General features: G+C 43.8%; 19 protein-coding genes. 5 read left to right on the top strand and 14 right to left on the bottom strand.

Features of this window, described 5'->3' with window-relative positions; genetic code table 11:
• Window positions 1-17: 17 nt before the first annotated feature.
• The 14 genes from AVL57_RS01385 to AVL57_RS01320 all read right to left on the bottom strand — a co-directional run bounded on the left by AVL57_RS01385 (window position 18) and on the right by AVL57_RS01320 (window position 14089).
• On the bottom strand, window positions 18-641 hold the full coding sequence (locus AVL57_RS01385) for a prepilin-type N-terminal cleavage/methylation domain-containing protein (RefSeq protein WP_082604984.1): 624 nt from the start codon (window positions 639-641) through the stop codon (window positions 18-20).
• A 45-nt stretch (window positions 642-686) separates the two neighbouring features.
• A complete protein-coding gene (locus AVL57_RS01380; RefSeq protein ID WP_057794587.1) occupies window positions 687-1205 on the bottom strand; it encodes a hypothetical protein in 519 nt (172 codons plus the stop codon).
• Window positions 1206-1288: 83 nt separating this feature from the next.
• Window positions 1289-2515, bottom strand: a complete 1227-nt coding sequence (locus tag AVL57_RS01375) for a type II secretion system F family protein (protein ID WP_057794588.1) — start codon at window positions 2513-2515, stop codon at window positions 1289-1291.
• A 3-nt stretch (window positions 2516-2518) separates the two neighbouring features.
• A complete protein-coding gene (locus tag AVL57_RS01370) occupies window positions 2519-4273 on the bottom strand; it encodes a GspE/PulE family protein (protein ID WP_057794590.1) in 1755 nt (584 codons plus the stop codon).
• Window positions 4266-5540, bottom strand: coding sequence for a tetratricopeptide repeat protein (locus tag AVL57_RS01365; RefSeq protein WP_057794592.1), 1275 nt, complete (start codon window positions 5538-5540; stop codon window positions 4266-4268). The genes AVL57_RS01370 and AVL57_RS01365 overlap by 8 nt, the downstream gene beginning before the upstream one ends.
• Window positions 5537-6451 (bottom strand): ExeA family protein, encoded by a 915-nt coding sequence (locus tag AVL57_RS01360; protein WP_057794594.1) that lies wholly within the window; start codon window positions 6449-6451, stop codon window positions 5537-5539. The genes AVL57_RS01365 and AVL57_RS01360 overlap by 4 nt, the downstream gene beginning before the upstream one ends.
• A 2-nt stretch (window positions 6452-6453) precedes the next feature.
• Entirely contained in the window at window positions 6454-8124 is a 1671-nt protein-coding gene (gene mshL / locus AVL57_RS01355; RefSeq protein WP_057794597.1) for a pilus (MSHA type) biogenesis protein MshL, read from the bottom strand.
• A 1-nt stretch (window position 8125) separates the two neighbouring features.
• A complete protein-coding gene (locus tag AVL57_RS01350) occupies window positions 8126-8467 on the bottom strand; it encodes a hypothetical protein (protein WP_057794599.1) in 342 nt (113 codons plus the stop codon).
• The gene (locus AVL57_RS01345; RefSeq protein WP_057794601.1) at window positions 8460-9104 is read right to left on the bottom strand and encodes a type II secretion system protein M; all 645 of its coding nucleotides are present in this window, start codon (window positions 9102-9104) and stop codon (window positions 8460-8462) included. Before AVL57_RS01345 ends, AVL57_RS01350 begins: the two co-directional genes overlap by 8 nt.
• Entirely contained in the window at window positions 9101-9730 is a 630-nt protein-coding gene (locus AVL57_RS01340; protein WP_057794604.1) for a PilN family protein, read from the bottom strand. Before AVL57_RS01340 ends, AVL57_RS01345 begins: the two co-directional genes overlap by 4 nt.
• Window positions 9727-10692, bottom strand: a complete 966-nt coding sequence (locus tag AVL57_RS01335) for a hypothetical protein (RefSeq protein ID WP_057794606.1) — start codon at window positions 10690-10692, stop codon at window positions 9727-9729. Before AVL57_RS01335 ends, AVL57_RS01340 begins: the two co-directional genes overlap by 4 nt.
• A 92-nt stretch (window positions 10693-10784) precedes the next feature.
• Entirely contained in the window at window positions 10785-11333 is a 549-nt protein-coding gene (locus tag AVL57_RS01330; protein ID WP_057794608.1) for a histidine phosphatase family protein, read from the bottom strand.
• A gap of 134 nt (window positions 11334-11467) precedes the next feature.
• Complete coding sequence (gene glpD / locus AVL57_RS01325; protein WP_057796428.1) at window positions 11468-12994, bottom strand: glycerol-3-phosphate dehydrogenase; 1527 nt, start codon at window positions 12992-12994, stop codon at window positions 11468-11470.
• 336 nt (window positions 12995-13330) lie between these two features.
• Complete coding sequence (locus tag AVL57_RS01320; RefSeq protein ID WP_057794610.1) at window positions 13331-14089, bottom strand: DeoR/GlpR family transcriptional regulator; 759 nt, start codon at window positions 14087-14089, stop codon at window positions 13331-13333.
• Window positions 14090-14246: 157 nt separating this feature from the next.
• On the opposite strand from AVL57_RS01320, the gene glpK reads away from it, so the two are divergent.
• From glpK to AVL57_RS01295, 5 genes are all read left to right on the top strand, one after another.
• Entirely contained in the window at window positions 14247-15731 is a 1485-nt protein-coding gene (glpK, locus tag AVL57_RS01315; RefSeq protein ID WP_057794612.1) for a glycerol kinase GlpK, read from the top strand.
• 317 nt (window positions 15732-16048) lie between these two features.
• Window positions 16049-18841 carry a TonB-dependent receptor gene (locus AVL57_RS01310; protein WP_057794614.1) on the top strand — a complete coding sequence of 931 codons (2793 nt, stop codon included), beginning with the start codon at window positions 16049-16051 and terminating at the stop codon, window positions 18839-18841.
• A 105-nt stretch (window positions 18842-18946) separates the two neighbouring features.
• Entirely contained in the window at window positions 18947-20482 is a 1536-nt protein-coding gene (locus tag AVL57_RS01305; RefSeq protein WP_057794616.1) for a tryptophan halogenase family protein, read from the top strand.
• Between the two features lie 15 nt (window positions 20483-20497).
• Window positions 20498-21247 carry a SapC family protein gene (locus AVL57_RS01300; RefSeq protein WP_057794618.1) on the top strand — a complete coding sequence of 250 codons (750 nt, stop codon included), beginning with the start codon at window positions 20498-20500 and terminating at the stop codon, window positions 21245-21247.
• A gap of 21 nt (window positions 21248-21268) precedes the next feature.
• A complete protein-coding gene (locus AVL57_RS01295; protein ID WP_057794620.1) occupies window positions 21269-22732 on the top strand; it encodes an SLC5 family protein in 1464 nt (487 codons plus the stop codon).
• Window positions 22733-22792: the final 60 nt, after the last annotated feature.

Raw genomic sequence — 22792 nt, 5'->3', positions numbered from 1 at the left:
TACAACTCGATACATAATTATGAGTTTGAATCATTACTAAATACGATAACTTGACCTATCCGTGGGTCGTACAGAAACCCATCACCTTGTGTATCATTCGTAGGGCTACTGTTCAGATTTTTTATAGACTGGCTAAGGTAATAATAGCAAAGGTCATTACCACTTGCGCCGCTGCCACTACTATTTGTAGCAAAGTATCGGTAACCGTCAAATGGTGACTCTGAAAAACTCGACGTGATGGAAGGCGCACTTTGCATTATTAAGCTAAAAATACTTTCGCAGTCTAATGCGGTAATCGCCGTATCTTGACTGTTACCATCACCATTTAGCAAGCCTGTCGGATAACCGGTGTCCTGATCAACCGCAACATTAATGCCATCAAGGGTTACAAAGGTTTGATTGGTAGACGCATTCTCTTCCGGGCGACCTTCTATCTCCCATTGTGCGCGCACTAGTCCAACACCTGTGGCGAAACCACCTGCAACGCCCTCAACTGTGGCATCTTCAGCTTGTTCAGTAATATCAAGAAAGCGTGGAATCGCCACGGCCGCTAATAGCCCAAGTAATACGACTACAATCACAAGCTCGATTAGCGTAAAGCCTAATTGCTTTGCTGCTATTTGATGCCGTTGTTTTTTCATTTGGACCACCCCAGTTTTTCTCATTATTAAAATTCAGTTTGTTTACTACTGTTCGTCTTCTGGAACCACATCACCACGAAATACAAAGTAGTCAAAGTAATCCCCCGCACTTAAGGAAAATCGGCAACGCGCATTCACGGCCTCATCGTCGACTAACTCACCACGGAAATATTCACCACGTACATTAAAACCATTAACTATCATAGGCACTGTTAGCAACGCGTTCCAAAGGGACTTACATCCTTGCACAGAAGGCGACACTTCTGGCCATCCTTCATGACTCATTAGCACAGGCGTACGTCCAACTTCATTACCTTGCCTATCATAGTGCGTAAGCAGAATGCGAACTGGCCGCCCTTCTGACTGCCACTTCCAATGGGCGGTTACTGCAGACTCTTCCAACTTGAGCGCTAACTGCCTAAGCATTTGGCCCTCAAAATTAGCTTCGCTGGTATTCAGTCGCACTATAAAAACGGCCATTAATGAAGCAAACAACGTGATCACAATAATATTGATAAATAGGGATCGGTTGTTATTTTTTGCGGCTTCGCTTTTCGTCACCATGTTACTACCCTTGCTGCTATTGCTTTTTAGCAGTCATTAATTGTTCTTAACATACTGTTATAGCACATCTTTAAGATAGGGAGTTATACGCCTTTTATTGCATTCATCATGTCCCACATGGGGGTGAAAATACCCAGTGCGAGTACCAGTACCATGGCTGCCACTACCACAATCAAAAAAGGCTCTATCTTTGCTGTCAGATTTTTAAGATCGTAGTCAACTTCACGTTCATAGAACTCCGAAGCCTCAACCAATAATTCATCCACGCGACCTGTCTCTTCACCCACGCGAATCATCTGCATCACCAAAGGTGTAAATAGTCCGCTTGCTGCACTCACTCGTGCTAGCCCCTCGCCCTTTTCAATGCGCTCGCGCATCCCAATAATTTTTTGCCCCATATACACATTCCCCACCGCGTCTGAGGTTAAGTTTAGTGCACTGGTTAAGGGGACGCCCGCGCGCAACATCATTGAAAAGCTTCGACAGTAGCGGCTAAGTAAAGAACGATTGAAAATACTGCCTACTATGGGCAGTGAAAGCTTGCGTCTATCCCAATTCAAACGCCCAACGTTGGTGCTTAATGAACGCCTAATCATGTAGGCAATAAATATCCCGCCAGCAATTAGCATGTACCAATAGTTCAACAAGAAATCTGAAGTGCCTATAAGTGCTCGGGTCATTAAAGGCAACTCAGCATTAAACTTAGAAAACATATCGGCGAACTTCGGAATAACAAAGATATTAAGCACCACAAACGCGCCGGCTAAGGCAATAAGCACAAAGATAGGATAACGAGTGGCGGCTTTAATTTGTTTACGGGTTTCTTGCTCACGCTCTAAATATACCGCCAATTGAGCGAAGGCATCTTCTAACTGACCGGTGTTCTCGCCAACATGAATAATGCTCACAAACAATTGATTAAAAATTTTAGGGTGCTGATTTAGGCCAGAAGATAAGGTTCTGCCTCGCTCCAAACTCACGATAGCATCTTCAAGAGCAAGTTTAAGGCGAATAGAATTACAGGATTCCGCTAAACCAGATACCGCTTTTAGTAAAGGAATACCCGCTTTGGTTAGTGAGTACATTTGACGACAAAAAATAACTAAATCGTCCAAGGTAACTTCTGGTACAAACCAGCCTTGCCAGCCGGAAACAACACTTTCTTTTTTTGCACTCAGGGGGGCAATAGCAATGGGCGTTACACTACGAGCACGCAACATTGCCGCTGCACTTGTTGCATCGTTCGCATCTAACTCGCCTTCAGTAAGGGCGCCATTTCGTTCGCGCCCCTTGTAGCTAAACCGTGCCATCTATCATTGCCCTGTTGCGCCGTGGTGTGATGTGGCGTGGTCAGTGGTTTCAGAAGAGGGGGCATCTTGGGCTACCATCTCAACCAATTTTAAGACTTCTTCCACACTGGTTACGCCCATTTTTGCGTAAGTCAAAGCAGATTGAGGTAAAGAGCGATAACCTGCGCTTTTAGTAGCCGCATTGCTAAACCCTTGAATATCACTGGCCTTTAAATGATTCATCATGTTCTCACTCATTTCGAGCAACTCAAAAACCCCTATTCGCCCTCTGTATCCGGTTTGATTACACTTCTGACATCCGCGACCTTGTTTAAAGGCAACATCTGCGGCATTTTCATCAATACCGTTTAGCCACACCTTTTCATCATCTGTTGGTGTATAGGAGGTGGTGCAATTATCACAAATTCGACGAACCAAACGCTGAGCAATAATGCCTCGAAGAGAACTTGCGACCAAGTAACCTGGCGCGCCCATATCTAATAAGCGCACTACACTGGAGATAGCATCGTTGGTATGCAAGGTTGAGAGTACTAAGTGACCGGTCAATGCGCCACGAAGTCCAATTTCTACCGTTTCTTGATCTCGCATTTCCCCCACCATAATAATGTCGGGGTCTTGTCGTAGTGTGGTTCTAAGTACGTTTGAAAACGTCAGGTTGATTTTAGGGTTTACTTGAACCTGATTAATACGGGGCAAGCGGTATTCCACCGGATCTTCTACGGTGATAATTTTCGACTTTGCCGTATTTAATTCGCTTAGTGCACCATACAAGGTGGTCGTTTTACCGGAACCCGTAGGCCCGGTCACTAAAATCATTCCATGGGGGCGGCGTAATAAATTTCTAAAGCGGGTTAACTGCGCTGAAGGCATGCCGGTTTGTTCTAGGGTAAGTAGCCCTGCTGACTGGTCGAGCAAACGCATCACCACAGACTCACCACCTTGTACTGGCATGGTGGACAAACGCACGTCTATTTTGTGCCCTTTAACTTTAATTTGAGTGCGGCCATCTTGCGGTAGACGCTTTTCGGAAATATCTAGCCCCGCCATCAGTTTTAAGCGCAGCACTAATGCCGCCGCTATACTTTTCTCGGGAATAACAGTTTCTTGTAAAACCCCATCCACTCGCTGTCGTATTCTCAACTGATTCTCATCAGGCTCTATATGAATATCAGACGCTTTTGCTATCACGGCATCTTCAAAGATAGATTGAAGTAAGCGGGCAACTGTTGTGTCTTGATCCCCTGCACCACCAAGCTCTATATTGAAGTTATCTTCGGTATCGTATTCTTCTGCCAGCTCTTGGGCAAAGCTCGCAATTTCTTGGGTTTTTCGATAGAAAGTATCGTAAGCAGTAAACAGCTGTTGTTCGCTTACTACCGCGAGTTCAATTTGCCTGTTTAACGTTTCTGAAAGATGATCTACCGCGGTTAAATCTGCCGGATCTGACATGGCGACTAGCAGGGTGTCCCCCTTATCATCAATAACCAGTGCGCGATATCGCCTAGCTTGAATTTCAGGTAGAAGCAGCACCGCTTGTTGATTCACGCGATATTGATCGATATCGATAAGCGGAACATTTAAATGCCGCGATAATAATTCAAGCATTTGGTGTTCAGTCACCAGCCCCATTGAAATCAATGTGGCACCTAACTTACGGCCTGTACTTTTTTGCTCAGACAGTGCTGTCATTAGCTCATCAGCACTGATCAAATTGTGCTGAACAAGAAGGTCGCCAAGGCGAATTCTGGGTTTATTCATTTACTACTTCCCGAAGCCTAGCTATGCGCTCTTGCACATAATGGTGTACGTCTGGTGATAGGGTTTGCTGCGTATCAATCTGTATTACTTGGGAGAAAGCGCTTAACGCCAGTGCCGAATGCTGCAGACTGTCAGCACTTATCGCAGCACCTAACCACCACTTGGGCTCTAAAGGTCGCCGCTTAGTTAGCGCTAAATAATCATTAAGAGACTTGTCGAACACGCTATGTTGCTGCAGTAAATTCGCTCTAAAACTGAGTAACTCAATAGTCAGTGGGTTGCTGGGTGAAGAAACAGCCTCACTTGCGTTCTGTATCGCTATTTTAGTTAGCCCTTGCTTCACATACAAACGCGACAACATTAGGCGAACACTGTGATCATCCGGCGTATTCACAAGCATACGTTGTAACAATGCCTGCGCTTGGTCTATTTGCCCGCTGGCAAAGAGTAAGGACGCTAGCTTCTTCTTAGCGCCACTATCACTTGGGTGGCTTTGCACTTTTTGCTGCATTAGCCCAATGGCTGTGTTGTAGTCATTATTATCTAGGGCTAAACGAACCTGCTCTTCTATCGCAGGGGCGCTTCTAGTGTTATCAACCTGTTTTGAAAAGCTCGGCACTGGTGCCGACTCGACTGTTTTTAGTCTGTCTACCGACTTCGATGTGGTCTGCGCTTCAGCAATGCCAGTGGCGTTAATATCTGGGCTAGTTATAGGGTTAGGGTTTGCATTAGTAGCAGCAACCGAACTTGGGCTTTTCTGAGGTTCACCCTCTTTACCCTCGTTACCCTCTATGTTTTTCGCCGTTTCTGAAAAAGTAACCGGTGCTACTGGGGCTGACGTCTGCACAGTTGTTGATAAAATCTGCTGCGCATCCATGTCGTCGTTTTGCACAACGCGAGATTCAGTGCTTGGTTGAGCGCTTGCATTAGATGGGGTGGACAAGGAGGCGGGCAAAGAGGCAGCCAAGACAGCGGAGCTTTGCTCACTTGATGCAACTTCGTCGATATCTGTAATCGACCTTGATTCAGAGGCCAATACCGTGGGGGATACCGGGGGAGATTCAGACGATATCACCGATGATGAAACCGATGCCGCAGGGTTAAGTAGCACCCACGTAACTAACGCGATGGTCACGATAACCAATAACGCCACAACGACAGTAAGCGCACTTACTGGCTTTTTTTGTGGGGCCTCATAGCGGGCTTGCGGTTGTTCAACGCCCTCGCGAGCTTCAAGATCTTTCAGCATTTTATTCACAACACTCATACCATCCCTCCCAGCTCGAGCACACTGGCAAGGGTAACCGAAACCACCGCACCGGCTGCTACCAAAGAAGGCCATAGAGCAAGAGAAGCGTACCAAGGCAATGTGGTGGCTTCGGTATCAGCAATCGCCAATTTAATGTGTGATACATCCACTTTGTACTTACCTTCGCCGTACGCCAGCATCATGGCCTTATGACACAATACATTGACAAGTCTTGGCGTACCTTTCGTAGCCATAAACATCAGTCGGCAACACGCTAGGTCGAACACCTCTTCGCCTGGATGCCCTGCTACTACTAAGCGATGTTTTACATAATGGTATATTTGGTCAGTATCCATGTGCGATAGCGAATAACTGAATGTAATGCGCTGCTTTAGCTGTCGCAGTTCTGGCATTGAAAGCTTTTGATTGAGCTCTGGCTGCCCAAACAACACCACCTGCAATAGTTTGCGGCTTTCGGTCTCTAAATTAGTCATTAAACGCAGCGCTTCAATACTTTCAACCGGTAACGCTTGCGCTTCATCAATCACCAAAACAGCACTTCGCTGCTGGGCATTAATATCGATAAGTCGCTCTTGAATACATTGGGTGAAACGCTGCTGATCGCAGGTTTGCCCAATATCTACTCCTAGCTCGCTTGCCACTGCACGGCGCAATTCGTCTGGGCTTAAAAGAGGGTTTGGAATATAGGCTGATTGAAAATGCGCGGGTAACTCATTAAGAAACTTACGACAAATAAGGGTTTTGCCTGTACCGACTTCACCAGTTACTTTAATAAAACCTTCACCAGATTTAAGCGCAGTGAGTAACACCTCACTGGCTTCAATATGACTGGGTAGACCGTAAAAAAAACTGGTGTTTGGCGTTAAAGTAAACGGAAGCTCTCTAATGCCAAAATGATACAAGTACATACTTAATCCACATACAACCAATCCACCATATTTTGGCGACTGGTTTCTAGTTGCTGTTCGAACGTGTCGTGTCCTACAACAGTGGGTTTGAGTAAAATGATAAGTTCTTTTTTCGTTTCGCTAACTTGGCGATTCTTAAATAATTCACCAAACAAGGGAATGTCACCCAATAATGGCGTTTTTGATACCATATCGGTTTGACTGGTTTGCATTAACCCACCTATCACCACAATTTCGCCAGAGCCAGCTCGAATTATGGTGTCTGACTCTCGAATGGTGCTTTGTGCCAATGGCAATACAATTTGCTCATCATCCATGGTCACAACTTTTTGCTGCTCAGCGGTTTCAATAACCGATGGGTGAACATGTAAAAGTACCGTGCCTTTGTCATCAATTTGTGGTGTTACATCTAGCGCAATACCCGAGAAAAAGGGTGTAAGCTCAATATCCGGTGAAATAGACGTTGTCGTACTGGTTACCGTGCTGTCGCTTGACACATCAGTGACAAAATATTCATCGTCACCCACTTTAATAACCGCTTTTTGGTTATTAATCGCGGTAACACGGGGGCTTGAGAGCACCTGTACATTCCCTTGCGTCGACAGTAACGACAATACCCCAGAGAAATCTTTGTTCAAAAATGCGAGGCTTGTCACACCACCGAGGGTAGTGCTGATATCATTACCTAAGGTGCCCGCCGTAGTTGAAAGTGAGAAGTCGGTATTTCCTGTATTGGCCAGTATTTCATTCCAATTAATACCCTGCTGATAACCGTCATTCAGTTCAACTTCTAAAATACGGGCTTCCAAAATAACTTGCTTGGTTAAATTAGCTTCTGATGTTTTCAAAAAGCGGCGTATGTCAGACAACTCATCAGGCATGGCCCGCACCGTAACCAAACTAGCTTGCGGGGTAACAAATACAGCACGACCGTTTTCTTTACCTACCATAGCTTCAAGACTCACTTTTAAGTCAGCCCAAAAGTCTGTTTCAGTACGAGTGTTTATGGTTGTGCCGTTAGTATTACTGTTGTTCTGACTTCCATAGCTATCGGAACTACTGAAGTTGCCACTGTACGAGCCCGAAGAAGAACCATTGTTGTTATTTTGATTATTATTTTGCGTTACACCGCCGGAGGTAATACTGGTTTGGGTTGTGCCGCTTCGCTGCATGTAGAGGTAATTAACGGCAAAGGTTTCAGTACGCATACCTGCAGCGCGCACTTTAAAAACCGTTCCTGAGCGCGCAATGTCATAGCCATATAAGTCACTGAGTAATGACATCACTTCATCTATTGTGACTTGCTTGAGTTGCAGCGATACCGACCCAGTTACTTGCGGATGAATAGCAACACTGTAAGGCGTACCTTCAACCAAGCCTGCGAAAAAGGCGCTTATAGGCACGCTTTGCGCGTTAACATCGAAACGCTGTGGCCCGAACAAACTGTTAGTTGAAGACACACTTTCAGGTGCTGCCAATGCAGCTGATACCGCAGAGGGAATGGGCACTGGGGTATTTACTTGAGAAGATTTACGCGCTTTTTCTGTATCAATTTGTTCTTGTAAGTCTTGTTCAACTTTTGACACGAGCTGCTGAGGCTCTGATGTACTCTGACAACCTGTCATCGCTAAAGCTATGCTTAATACTCCAAACAGACGGGGTAACTTGCCCATTTTACAGATCCTCTGATACATTTTTTTTAATTGTTGTTATTGGCGCTAGAGACAATACAGTTCGTACGGGCTTGGCATAACGGGTTTTCAAAATTACCACGGTATTCTTAGTTATGCTTTCTACTTTACCCTCGGCAATATCATCCCCTTCCCTGACCACTTTATTATTAATAATGGCATGCTTACTTTGCGCAGAATACATAATGGCACTTAAGGAAAACTCCCCTTGCTGCGTAGCACCAATGCCTGCCATTTTGGTATTTCCAGGGCGAGTTGGGTCTTGCTGTGCAAACAACAAAAATGAGCTAAAAGTGAGCACTATCGTTAGTATTAGTTTAAACACGGATAAATGTCCTTTGCGTGCTAACGGTATAAAACTCTATTGTCACTTTTCCGTTAGGGTAATCGCTAACTTGGTAATCCATCGCTTCCCAATAAAGCTTTATATTTTCTTTTTGAGCACGTTGAAGAAAGTCTCTTATATCAAAATAACTACCGCTGAAAATTAGGGTTAGGCCATGTCGATAAAGCGTAAGCTCCGATAAGTCTTCACGTCCTGCAAATATATTAACCGGCGCAATAGTTGCCATAGATTCCAAGCGCACTTGTTGTGCATCGTCAAACATACGACTAACCAAAGCTGGCATTTCATCGGGGGTGACTAGGGTTTTAAGTTCATCTCTAAATCGCTGTTCCAATATCGCATCTTTTTCTTCTAATTCTGCAATGCTTGATATCAAGGCCTTGTCGGGATCCTCTTCTAGCGCTTCGAGATAAATTTGCAATTGTTGGTTTAATGAAGAGGCTTGCGTGGCTTCAGACGCAAGCCTTCTTTCCATCGATTGCGACTTTTTCCAAAGTGGCTCGATGAAAAACGTAAAACCAATAAGGACAATCACCACTAAGCCCGCAACGAAGAGCATGATGAGTTCTCGGGGGCTCATGGCGGCTAGTTTACTGTTCAAGCTATCTTTGCTCATTCTGGTGCCACCTCACCGTCTTGATCAGCTGGTTCACTGAGTAACTCAAACGACAACACACCATTTGGATTGCCATCTTTGTTGATATCACGGCTTAATTTAATGACTTCAAATTCTTTTTCTTCAAAGTAGGTAGCGTTTCCTAGTCGTTTTAACCACGCTGGCAATGCACCTGGGTCGTTTACCTTTCCATATAATGACAATCGCTCACTGTGCACCACAAATCGCGTTAGCCATAGAGAACCATCTGCAATATCGGCAAAACCATTTAGGGCTTGGTAAAATGGCGCCTGCTCTCTGGTTTCTTGCCCACTCAATTCTTCTATAAGTAAAGTTTTTTGGCTGACCGAAAGGTTTAACGTTTCGAGCTCTTCAGATAAAACTTGTGATGGCTTTCGTTCAGCTAATTGAGATTTCGCCATGGCTAAGTCTTCATCAAGCTGGATAGTTCGCTCTTGCGCTTGGTTTAACACTGCACTTTGTTTTTGAACCGTCGCGCTCAACCTCATTGTAACTAGCACAATTATCAGTAATGTGAGTAACCACACTACGAGCATTGTGCTTGTATTCAACCAGCGAAACTCCGGTTTAAACTCTGGCCAATAGAGGTTAATCCGCTGTCTCATTTTAACTCTCCTGCAGTACTCATAGTAGGAGGTGCTATAGGTTGTGGAACCAATGCACAAAACGCAGCACTTAAGCTCACCAAGTTCAGCCGATAAACATCAATTTCATCGCTGACTTGAATAGGCGAAATTAACTGGTCGATTTGTGCCGGAATTAACTGGCTGAGCTGCATCTTAAGCGTACTAGAATGCGGGGAGTCTAACCGAAATAAAACCGAACGGATGGGCGGTTGGCGCAACTGACTTTCAAAGTGATCCATAGAGCGTTGAATTTGCACACCCAAATTATCAAGCAGTCCCATTTCCAATTCTTCTTGGGAAAAGGAGCCAATATTTTCAAAACCTTTTAACCGCCGAGAAGAATAAAGGTTTCCATCTTTAACCACATTCAAAACCACTTCTTCACCGGCTTCTTGTGTTAACAGTACGGTGGCGCTTTCCATTGACGGCATGAGCTCGCATAGCGCTAATTCAGCAGTCGTGATTTCTTTTAAAGTGACATCGGCGGATTGGATATGGCTGACAACATCAGCAATGACAGAGCGAGGTAGCGCGAACACATTTACCTTGTTCGTGCCTGCAAGGGGCACGGGCAAATCGACATAATCAAATACATAGGCTTTGTCGCTACCCAATATTTCAGCAACAGACCATTGCAGTGCACCGTGAACTTCATCGTTCTCAACATTTGGGCGGTCTAGTTGTAACGCGCTGTACCAACTGTGAGACATACACACGCAGGTTGAAATACCAAGAAGGTTTTTTTCCTTTAGCCAAGTATGAAGCTTTTCACCCCATTTTTCTGGTGTTACCGTTTCTTCGTCAACTAAAACTATTGAATCTTGCTCACGCTTTACGATGCAGAAGGATACAGACTCAGCGTCTACAGAAACGCCGAGCACATGGTGCTTGGGAACACGTCTAAATTTCTGCTTTAGGTATTGGCGCCATCCAATGTGCATTGTAAAATCTTTGACCATGAATAATTGTGTTATTACAACAAAGTAATAACAATAGCACCAGTAGACGAAAGTTGTTTATTTTTAAGAATATTTCAACTTTTTATTAAACGAGTCACACCCCAATAGCCGTTATTTTTTTCCGTTATTTCCCAGCCTCTTTTAGCCAGAAAAACACGAATGTAACGATTACTCATACCGTGTCCAAACACAACAATTTGAGCGTGCTGTTCGGCTTTCTTTTCGAGTTCATGGGCAGCTTTACCAACGCGATTTTTAGCCTCAATAAAAGACTCAAACCGCCCAGCTTTCCCACAAATCCACATTAACCTGTTTAATAAAACCCAATGCCAAGCTCGTAATCTAAGTGGCAACCTGTAATAGGGAATATCCATCTCTTTTAGCTCAGGAATAACATCGGTTGCAGGCTCGCCCATATAATAATTCGCTGAAAGCTGTGCTCTTTTTAGCGGGCTAGCGATGATATGGTGTGTGGCAAACTGGCGCTTTTCATTTGGGTAATGGGCACTGTCTAAAGGTGACTGATTGTATTGGCGAACCCAATTGGTAAATTCGCCTGCACTTAATTTATTATTGTGAGCAGACAGTGGCTTCCCGTGCCGGATCAGAATTATTTCCTTCATCCTATCCTCCTTTTTACTAATAGCATCAAAGCTAGATAGCTAAATATATTGTCATTTTTAAGTATATTGAACATAAAAAAAGCCCGCACTTTGTGAAGTAAAGATGCGGGCTGTTAAGATTTTATAGTTAATATCTACGCAGATTGCTGCATATCGACACTTTTTGAAACGCGACTCGTTATATAGCTTTCTAGGTTGGCTTGCTCGCTTTGGTTTAAACGTAAACCATGTTTAGTACGGCGCCAAATTACGTCTTCAAGGGACATCGCCCATTCGTGATCAATAAGGTAGTCAACTTCAGCTTTGTACATGTCGGCACCAAAGTTCTCACCCATGCTATCGAGTCCGTTTTTGCCTTCAAGGAACTTAATACATAACATGCCGTATTGACGCGCATAGCGAACCCCTAACGACTCAGATAACCATGGATAGTCGTGTTGAAGCTGTTTAATCAAATCTTCTTTATTAGTGAACGCGCCACCTGGAAGTGGTACATCTTTCGTCCAGGCTTTCCCTGCCTTTGGAAACAAACTAGTTAGCTTATCTACTGCATGCTCGGCAAGTTTTCTATAGGTCGTAATTTTACCACCGAAAATATTAAGCAATATTGGCGAAGACTCAGTTCCGCTTAGTTCCACTTTATAATCGCGAGTTAGCTCTTGAGCAGACGCATTTTTCTCTTCAAGCAATGGGCGCACGCCACTGTAGCTATGAACAATATCGCTTTCATCAATTTTCGTTTTAAAGTACGTATTTACCACTTCGACCAAATATTCAGTTTCATCTTCAGAAATAGCGGCTTGCGATGGCTCACCAACATAGTTCTCATCGGTAGTACCAACGAGTGAAAAATCATCTTCGTAAGGAATAACAAAAACAATACGGCCATCTTTATTTTGAAGAATATAAGCTTCTTCTGTGTCGTAAAGTTTAGGCACAATGAAATGACTGCCCTTCACCATACGCATTGCGTTAGGATTTTTGGTGTCGGCAAGTCTATCTAGGAATGAAACAGCCCATGGGCCAGCTGCATTGACAACAGCCTTAGCATTAATTGTAAACGTTTTCCCTAATGCGTCTTTTAAAGTGACTTTCCATAACTTATCTTGTTTTTCAGCACTAATACATTCAGTACGTGTATAGATGCTAGCACCTTGGTCTTGCGCCGCTAGTGCATTTAATACCACTAAACGAGCATCATCTACCCAACCATCTGAGTATTCAAAACAGGTTGTAATATCGTTAACCAACGGGCCTGTAGGTGACGTAGACATTTTCTTTGAACGCGGTAATACATTGCGTTTGGCTAGTGAATCGTACAAGAACAAACCAATACGAATCATCCATGCAGGACGAAGATGCTTTTGATGAGGTAAACGAAAACGTAAAGGCCACATAATATGTGGGGCTTTTTCTAATAGTACTTCACGCTCGGCGAGTGCTTCTTTTACAAGGCGGAACTCATAATGCTCTAAATAACGTAAACCACCATGAATTAACTTGCTGCTAGACGAAGACGTTGCACCTGCAAGATCGCCTTTTTCACATAGTGCTACCGAAAGTCCGCGACCAGCCGCATCTAATGCTACTCCGGCACCATTTACACCGCCGCCAACCACTAATACGTCAACGGTTTGTGTACTATTTGTATTCTGATTCATGTTCTCGCCCCTTTCGGCTTCACTAGCATGCTGGCTATTTGACAACCAAAAAGAAAACATGTCAACACAAAACGAACATTAACGAACATTCTTGCGCAATTTTAACCTACACGACTGAACCGCCGGTTAAACATAGGCTCACAGTTTAAAAGAAACTCTTAAGGAGATTAGGTATGCCCACGTGCTTTATGTATAGCCATTAGCTTACATAACCATAGCAGTTAATACGTGGCTAACAAGGCTGTTGGGCTACTACAGCAATGCCAATCACAATGCTGTTTTTTTGGAGTTAGTGATGACACTGTTAAGTTGTTACAAAGGTAATAGATTGGCCGCTTAGGCTTTAATGAAACTGATATTGTTTTCGTCGATAATTTTTCGAATAGCAGGAGGCGGTGTTTGGTCGCACACTAGGCAATCTACCTGAGAAATATGCCCTTGTTCTACCATGGCTCGGCGCTCAAACTTACTGTAATCTGCTGCAAGAATAACGTGTTGGGTGTGTTCCAGTATCGCTTGGGATACTTTTACTTCCCTAAAGTCAAAATCAAGCAAGGCACCGTCGGCACTTATTCCACTTATGCCTATAATGCCGTAATCCATTCGAAATTGACTAATGAAGTCGCAGGTGGCTTCCCCAATAATACCGCCATCTCGGTAGCGTACTTCGCCCGCGGCGATAATCACTGAAAAGTCTTCTTTCGCAGAAAGAATGGTCGCGACATGAATGTTATTTGTTACCACGTGCAAGTTTTTATGATTAAGCAACTTACTCGCTATCATTTCGGTGGTGGTGCCAATATTTATAAATAATGAAGCTCCGTCGGGGATCATGTCAGCCACGGCCTCAGCGATTCGTTCTTTTACTTCGCTGTTTTGTGTTTTGCGTTCTTGATAAGGGGTATTCTCCCAACTTCGATTAAGCCCAGCGCCACCATGGTATCGACTAACAATACCAGCCTCAGCAAGCTGGTTTAGATCGCGACGAATAGTTTGGGGGGTAACGTCACAGCGAGTGACCAAGTCGTCAATAGACATGAAGCCATTTTGTTTGATAAAGCTAACAATTTTTTCGTGTCTTTGCGTTTGGTTCATTGGGTCATTCCTTGTGGCGATTTAGCCATTATACGTGGTTCACCTTTGCCTGCCTATGGCAATTCGAACACTCAAATGTTCGTTTTCGAAAATATAGCATTGTTAAACTGGTGTAAATGGTGCAAACTCTTAGCAAATTATGTTCAGGAGACGTGTCATGGGCCAATATATTCTTGCCATAGACCAAGGAACTACGAGTTCACGTAGCATTATCTTTGCACCAGATGGCGCCATTGTAGCCGTTGCGCAACAAGAGTTTTCTCAAAAATATCCTCAAGATGGATGGGTAGAGCATGATCCTGAAGAAATTTGGGAAAGCGTAACCACTACCATGAAACAGGTATTTGATAAGTGCTCGTTATCACCTGAAGATATCGCTACGGTTGGCATCACCAACCAACGTGAAACCACGTTGGTTTGGAACAAAGACACAGGAAAGCCTGTATACCCCGCTATAGTGTGGCAAGACAGACGTACCGCTCAGCAATGCCGCGAACTCGATGACGATGAGAGTTTGGTTGCGCATATCACCGAATCCACAGGTTTGTTGCTAGACCCTTATTTTTCAGCCTCTAAACTGGCTTGGATCTTAGACAACGTTGAAGGTGCGAGAGAACAAGCCGAAGCTGGCGATCTTCTTTTCGGTACGGTGGACACTTTTTTAATTTGGCGTTTGACCAACGGCGAATCTCACAAAACCGATGCGACCAACGCATCCCGTACTATGTTGTTCGATATTAATAAACAATGTTGGGATGAGCGTTTACTCACCACCTTTAATATTCCTAAATCAATGCTTCCTGAAGTCATGGATTGTGCTGATGAATTTGGTGTTGTGAGTAAAGATATCTTGGGCTGTACTATCCCTATTCAAGGTGTAGCCGGCGACCAGCAGGCTGCGCTTGTTGGCCAAGCTTGTTTCGAAAAAGGCATGGCAAAAAGTACCTATGGTACAGGCTGCTTCATGATTTTAAATACAGGTGATGAGCCGCTTCAATCTAAGAACCGTTTGTTAACTACCGTCGGCTACAGGCTGAATGGTAAAACCACATACGCCTTAGAGGGCAGTATTTTTATGGCCGGCGCTACTGTGCAATGGCTAAGGGATGGCTTGAAGCTTATTGACGATGCATCCGAAACCGAAGCCTTGGCACAAAGAGCGCGACAAGATAATGGTGTATTCCTTGTACCAGCATTTACCGGATTAGGCGCTCCTTATTGGGATCCCGACGCCCGAGGTGCGATTCTAGGCCTAACTCGAGACACCGGCATTAGCGAAATTGTTGCCGCGGGTTTGCAATCGGTATGTTATCAAACCAAAGACTTACAAAAAGCCATGGAAAGTGATGGCGCAAGGCCAACGACCATTAGAGTCGATGGCGGGATGTCTCGAAACGATTGGGTAATGGGATTCTTGTCTGATGTATTGGGCGCAGAAGTTGAACGCCCCGAAATTACTGAAACCACCGCACTTGGTGCCGCATTCCTTGCTGGCCTTCAAGCTGGTGTATTTACCTCTGTTGATTCTCTTACCGAGTGCTGGAAAAGCGATAGTATTTTCACACCTCGACTTTCAAAAGAAGAGCGCGATAAGGCCTATGACGGCTGGAAAAACGCCGTTGCTCGCATTCGCTGCAGTTAATTTACCCCTCCCTTATACAGCGCGGTAATAAACCGCGCTTTTAATATAAAAAAATATTTTTATAACATTGTCATTACAATGTAAATTTGTGTTACTATCAAAAATTAAGGAAAACGTTTACCTTTTTCCTTACAAATAAAACCCTATAAAATTCATAGCGTTAATAATAATAAATTGAACTTTGGGTTAAAGAATGTGTAAAGAAAATGTTAACTAGCTTGGTCAAGATGCCAAATATAAGCTAAATGTTAATTAAAATATGTAAAACACAGCCGAAATACGGAGAAAACATAGTGACACATAAAACCAACACATCAATGATAGGTCCTATCGCGAAACGCTCACTTTTAGGTGTTGCTGTCGCTTCTGCCCTATACGCGCCAGTTGCACTATCTCAAGAAGCTAATACAAGCTCTGCGAACGATGCCCCTGTTGAGGTTATCGAAGTACGCGGTATTGTAAGCAGCTTGAAGCGTGCCATGGCTGACAAGAAAGAAAACTTAGCTGTTTCTGATGGTATCGCTGCAGAAGATTTGGGTAAATTCCCAGATTTGAACGTTGCTGAATCACTACAACGTATTACGGGTGTGTCAATTGACCGTAGTGGTGGTGAAGGTCAACAAGTTACTGTGCGTGGTTTCGGTCCTCAGTTCAATACTGTACTTGTAAATGGTCGTCAGTTAGCTTCTGATGACGCGGGTCGCGCGTTTAACTTTGACATTTTAGCCGCAGACCAAATTACAGGTGCTAATGTTTATAAGAGTGGCGTTGCTAACCTTCAATCAGGTGGCATCGGCTCTACTATCAACGTTTCTACTGCTCGTCCTTTCGATTACGATGGATTCCAAGCAGTAGGCAGCGTTAAAGGTATGTACGAAAGTTTGTCTGAGGAAGTATCTCCTCAAGCCTCTTTCTTAGTAAGCAATACCTTTGCAGACGACAAACTTGGTCTATTGCTCGCCGTTTCTCATCAGGAACGTGAAGTTCAAATTAACCGAATTCAAACCGCGGGCTGGCGTCCAGGTTTAACGCTTTCAAACCGTAACGACGGCGTAATTGCTGAAAACGTTTACCTGCCTCGCAACTGGGATCAAATCGTAGATCAGCAAGAGCGTACTCGTACTAACGCATCTTTGGTTGCGCAATACGCACCTACTGATGACGTAACTATTACTCTTGATGGTTTTGTATCAAAATTTGAAGTTGATTCTCAAGTAACTGATTTAGCATCATGGTTTGAGCCAGATCGTGTGGGCTCGGCTACCATCAACCCAGAAACAGGCACCGCAATTCAATTCACACAAGAAATTGATTTGCACCAAGGTAGTGGTAACCCTGCTTCTGACTTCGTATCTTCTACTCGTAACGTTCGTGACGTAACCAGTAAAGGTTTCGGACTTAATGTTGATTGGCAAATTAACGATGCACTTTCAGCAACGTTTGATGTTTCTAACTCTACTGCAGAGAACGACATCGCTGGCGAAGGTCGCTTTAACGTTGTTGGTATCATCAATAACTATGAGTTCGACGGCACGGGTGGCGTTCCAACCGTTCGTCATGATGGTTTTGTAGACGGTCAACTACCAGATATTGCTTTAAACCGCCTTCATTACAACGACCTAGGAAACACGGTAGCGTCTGATGACGAAGTAACTGAATACAAAGCTGATTTTACATATTTGCCAGACTCTGACGTGTTCCGTAAAGCAGATTTCGGTATTCTTCGTTCAGAGCGTGAAAAATACGTTTACCAAATGTTTGCTTCAGAATGTTTATTCTGCGGTTACGGCACAGAAGCTCCAATCGATGAACTAAACATTCGTCCATTTACAGCAAACAACTACTTCAGCGGTTTGATTGACACTTGGTACACTTATGACGGTGATGCATACCTTGACTACCTAGCGTCGCAAGGTGCACCAGTAATACCAACACTGCAACCTAACTACTACAATATCGATGAAGATGTTACTGCGCTTTACGCACAGCTTGAGTTTGGATACGACATCGGTGATATGCCGTTAACCATGAACTTTGGAGCTCGTTACGAAGAGACCAACGTTTCGGTTACTGCGGTTCAAGCATTTATCTCTGATATCGTTCCAACCACCGACTTAACGTTGTTCGCTAACCGTTTCGCACCAGCTGAAGATATTACTGGTTCAAGCTCTTACGCTAATGTTCTTCCAAGCATCAACGTGAAGTTAGAAGTTCAAGAAGACATGATTGTTCGTTTCTCACGTTACGACTCATTATCTCGTCCTACTATGGATCAAATGTCGCCAGCGACTACGTTCGGTGAACCTCGTCGTCAGAACTTACAAGCGAGTGGTGGTAACCCTAACCTTAAGCCTTTCGAAGCTGAAAACTGGGATATCTCATTTGAGTGGTACTACAGTGACGACTCTGTGTTCTCATTTGCATTGTTCAGTAAAGAAGTTGAAAACTTCATCGTTACCTTATCTGGTGAAGAATCTTATTCTATGACAGATCGTAGTGCAGCGAACGGTTACCGATGTGCAGAAGATACTTGTGCAGTAGGTGTTCAACTTGACCCTACGGATCCAACTCGTGACGTAGTCGCTGACACTGAAGAGTTAAATGGCGAAAGCGAGATTTACACAGTAACTCGCCCTCAAAATGGTGAAACTGCAACGGTTAATGGTTATGAAGTTGCGCTAACTCACGTTTGGGATAACGGTTTCGGTATTACTGCTAACGCGACTGTTGTAAACAGTGATGCTGAAGTATCTGATGACGTTACACAAACGTTTGCACTTGAAGGTCTTGGTGATTCTCAGAACTTGATTATGTTCTACGAAAGAGACGCATTCCAGGCACGTGTTGCATTTAACAACCGTGAAGCCTTCTTGTTTGCACTTGATAACACTTCTGTAGGCGGTGCTACTGGCGAGCCAGTAACCACAGAAACTTACGGTCAGTGGGATGTAAGTGCAAGTTATGACATCAACGAGCATTTCACTGTGTTCTTTGAAGGCATTAACGTAACAGAAGAAGAACTTTCACAGGTTGGTCGCTTTGCTGACCAAACATACTCTATTGAAGATAACGGCTCTCGTTACGCAGTAGGTATTCGAGGTTCATTCTAAGAATATACTGGCAGGGTGAGAACCCTGCCATTTATTCATAGGTTAATTGGCTATTTCAGTTAATCTATGAATAAATAAAATAAATCGCATACTTAGTGGTAGTTCATGGCACAGTCTTCTCAGCATTCATCTAAGCAACGTATTGTCATTGTTGGCGGCGGAACCGCTGGCTGGTTGTCTGCGGCTATTATTGCAGCCAAACACAACAGTGGGCCTAGTGAATGTGGGCTCGATATTACCTTAATAGAATCTAGTGACATTCCAACCGTTGGTGTGGGTGAAGGCACTTGGCCTACCATGCGCAATACGCTAAAAGATATTGGTTTATCGGAAAAAGAAGTGTTTAGACGCTGCTCTGCAGCATTTAAGCAAGGTGGAAAATTCGTTAACTGGGTAAAACCCCAAGGTGACGCTTACTACCACCCTTTCACCGTACCGTTAGGTTATGGCCGAGTTGAAATGGCGCCATACCTTGATGATATCGCCAACTTTGCTAATGCGACCAATTTCCAGCAGCATGTGTGCGAACAAAACATGGCACCGCGTACGTTAAGCGAAGCGGAATACAGTAGCGCGCAATCAAATTATGCCTATCATTTAGATGCCGGTGCATTTGCCGACTTACTTAAAGAGTTTTGCAAAGACAAGCTAGGGGTAAGCCATAAAGTCGCTACCGTCGACAGTGTCAAAAAAGCTCATGGCAGTGACAATATTGAATCAATTCAATTAAATGATGGCTCACAATACCATGCAGACTTGTTTGTGGATTGTTCTGGTTTTCGCTCATTGCTACTTGGTGAGTCATTAAAAGAACCCCTTGTTTCCACTAATGATGTGCTATTCAATAATTCTGCTATTGCCTTACATGTGCCTTACGATGGCGATTATGAGATAAAGCCTTACACCCAAGCGACCGCACAAGAAGCGGGATGGATTTGGGACATTGGCTTATCTTCAAGACGCGGCGTTGGACATGTTTTCTCTACGGACTTCACCTCTGACGATCAAGCCGAGTCTATTCTTCGTAACTACGTGGGCGACACTGACGCTAAGTTAAAGGCGAGAGTTATCCGGTTCGAATCGGGTTATAGAAAGCAAATCTGGAAAGGAAACTGTGTTGGTGTAGGCCTTTCTGCTGGTTTTGTAGAGCCCCTTGAAGCCACCGCGTTAATGTTAATTGAAATATCGGCACGATATATTGCTGAGCAAATGCCGCTTCCCCAAGCTGCTATGCCTATTGTAAGCCAACGATTTAATAAGCAAATGCAGTATCGCTGGCAACGTATTATCGATTTTCTAAAACTGCATTATATTTTCAACCAGCGAAGCGAGCCTTATTGGGTAGCGAATAGAGACCCATCTTCCATTCCTGAATCATTAAAAGAAGATCTTGAGATATGGAAATATAGAGGCCCTCAGATAGCCGACTTTTCGGCGGCTATAGAGCTTTTTCCTGCTGCAAGTTATCAGTATGTGCTTTACGGCATGGGTTTTTCTCCCGACTTTAGTTTGCAGTCTCACTTCTATCGAGATCAAGCGCTTGCAGATAAAGTAATGAGTCAAAATAAGCTCATTACTCAACAAAAATTAAGTAGCCTTCCTAACCATCGCGATTATATTTCGCAATGGTTAGAAGGGTAATGGAACGATAAAAGCATGACGAACTTTGAAACTGTATCACCAGAAAAACATAACCAAATTCGTATCGATGAAAGCAAGCTTATTAGCCAGTTTTCAACATCACATTTGGTCAATATTGAAATAGGCGAAGCGATACAAGCTGCGGGTGAATATCCCCTGTTTTTCAGTAAAGTATCGAATGCTAATCAATGGGCACTATCTGCTCTTTGTGGTTTAGCGCCGGGTGAAAATGTGTTTGAAATTAAGCAATCTTGGCAGGCACTTTACACACCACTTAGTTTGAAGACGCTACCTTTTACGCTTCAATTTGAAACGGCTGAGCAAGAGCCTACAGTATTAATTGATACCCACTCACCTGCTGTTTCTCACAGTGAGGGCGAGGCACTTTATTTATCGACCAATCGACCGACTGCGTATTTTGACAACAAGAAAAAATTACTTAAAGAGCGCGTGTCAGCCATGTCGCAAACGGCAAGTATTCTTAATGAAATAGCGGAATTAGGCCTGATTCAACCTGTCGATTTAGTCATTGAGTTTTCTGATAACACACAACAGCGGGTTGGCGGTTTAGCCACCCTTAACGAACACCGTATTCAAGCTCTCACCGCTGAAGAGCTAAATACGTTAAATCAAAAAAATGTCCTTTCTGTCGTTTTCAATATTCTTGGTTCTATCTTTCAAGTAAACAGGTTAATTCGATTCCATAACACGAAATTCCCTGACCGCTCTGTAAGCAATATTAAATTCGAAACCAGCAAGTCATAACCCTTAGCGAGGAGCTTATAAATGTTTTCCAGCACTATCCAAGTGTCTGTTTTTGTATTCGTGACTGCCCTAATCGGTTTTTTAACCTATTTAAGTTGTCGCGGCCAAAATCGTAGTTCGCAAAACCAAAATCGAGAATACTTTCTTGCTGGTGGTGGCCTTGCTTGGTACTTCGTAGCCGGTAGTATCACGCTAACGAACCTGAGTACCGATCAATTAGTAGGTATGAACGGAAACCAAATGGCGCTTCTTGCGTTGTGGGAGTTTTCCGCTGTGGTAGGTTTATTTGTTTTAGCCAAGGTATTCTTACCGGTTTACTACAAATTCAAATGCACCACGACCACAGAGCTGCTAGAACAGCGCTATCACGATAAACACATTCGAGCAGTAATTAGTGCATTGTTCTTTTTAGGTAGTGCGCTAATTTTTTGCCCAGCGGTTATCTACTCTGGCTCATTATTTATGCAGTCTATGTTCGGTGTAGATTTACCTCTTATGTACATCGCAGTAACTTTTGTAGTTGTAGGTGCGCTGTACGCTATTTTCGGTGGTCTTAGAGCCGTTGCGGTTTCAGATACTTACTCAGGCGTATTACTGCTTACTATGGCTGTGTTAGTGGTTATATTGGCACTTCAAGCGATCGATTATAACTTCGATGGTATTCCAGTAGAGCGACTAACACTGATTGGCGACAACGACTCACCAATTCCATGGCATACACTACTCACCGGTATGATCTTCATTCAGATGTTTTACTGGGGAACCAACCAGGTTATTACTCAGCGTGCTATGGCTGCGCCATCATTGAAAGAAGCACAAAAGGGTGTATTTGCCGCAGCAGGTATACGCTTACTAATCGTGCCAGCAATCATCGTGATCCCAGGCATAGTATCTTACAAACTGTTTGGCGATATTGGTGACAGTGCTTACGGAAAAATTGTAGCCACTGTATTACCAGATTGGTTGTCGGGTGTATTCGCAGCGGCAATGGCTGCAGCAGTACTGACTACATTCAATAGTAACTTGAACTCAGCCACTGCTTTGTATGTGTGTGATATTCACGAAAGCTACGTTAACAAGACACCAAATGTTCCAAAACTCAGTGGTTACGTTACGGTACTGCTTTGTTTAGTGTCGTTAGCGCTAATCCCTGTTTACCAGCAAGCCGATAGCATTATTAACCTTATTCAACAGCTTTACGGATTGTTAAGCATGCCTATCTTATCGGTATTCATTGTGGGCCTGTTGTTTAGAAACGTTCATGCGAATGCGGCTATTGGTTCGGTACTCTTTGGTGTCGCCTTGTACTCGGCAATGTCTTTTGAGTTCTCTCCTATGTATGCACCTTTTGGGCTGCACTACATTCACTTAATGTTTGTCACTCTGATTGCCTGTGTATCATTTGCACTAATATCTAACAAGGTCATCTTCAATCAGAAAGCTGAATTTAGTTTGGCTTTGTACAAAGAAGAAGAAGCTAAGTAACATTAAACAGGGAAGGTGTTGTACAAACACCCTCCCTGGTTTTTATACAAAATAATAACA

Origin of the sequence: Alteromonas stellipolaris (genome assembly GCF_001562115.1) — a bacterium.
Lineage (GTDB): Bacteria > Pseudomonadota > Gammaproteobacteria > Enterobacterales > Alteromonadaceae > Alteromonas > Alteromonas stellipolaris.
This window is presented reverse-complemented; position numbering and strand designations above follow the sequence as displayed.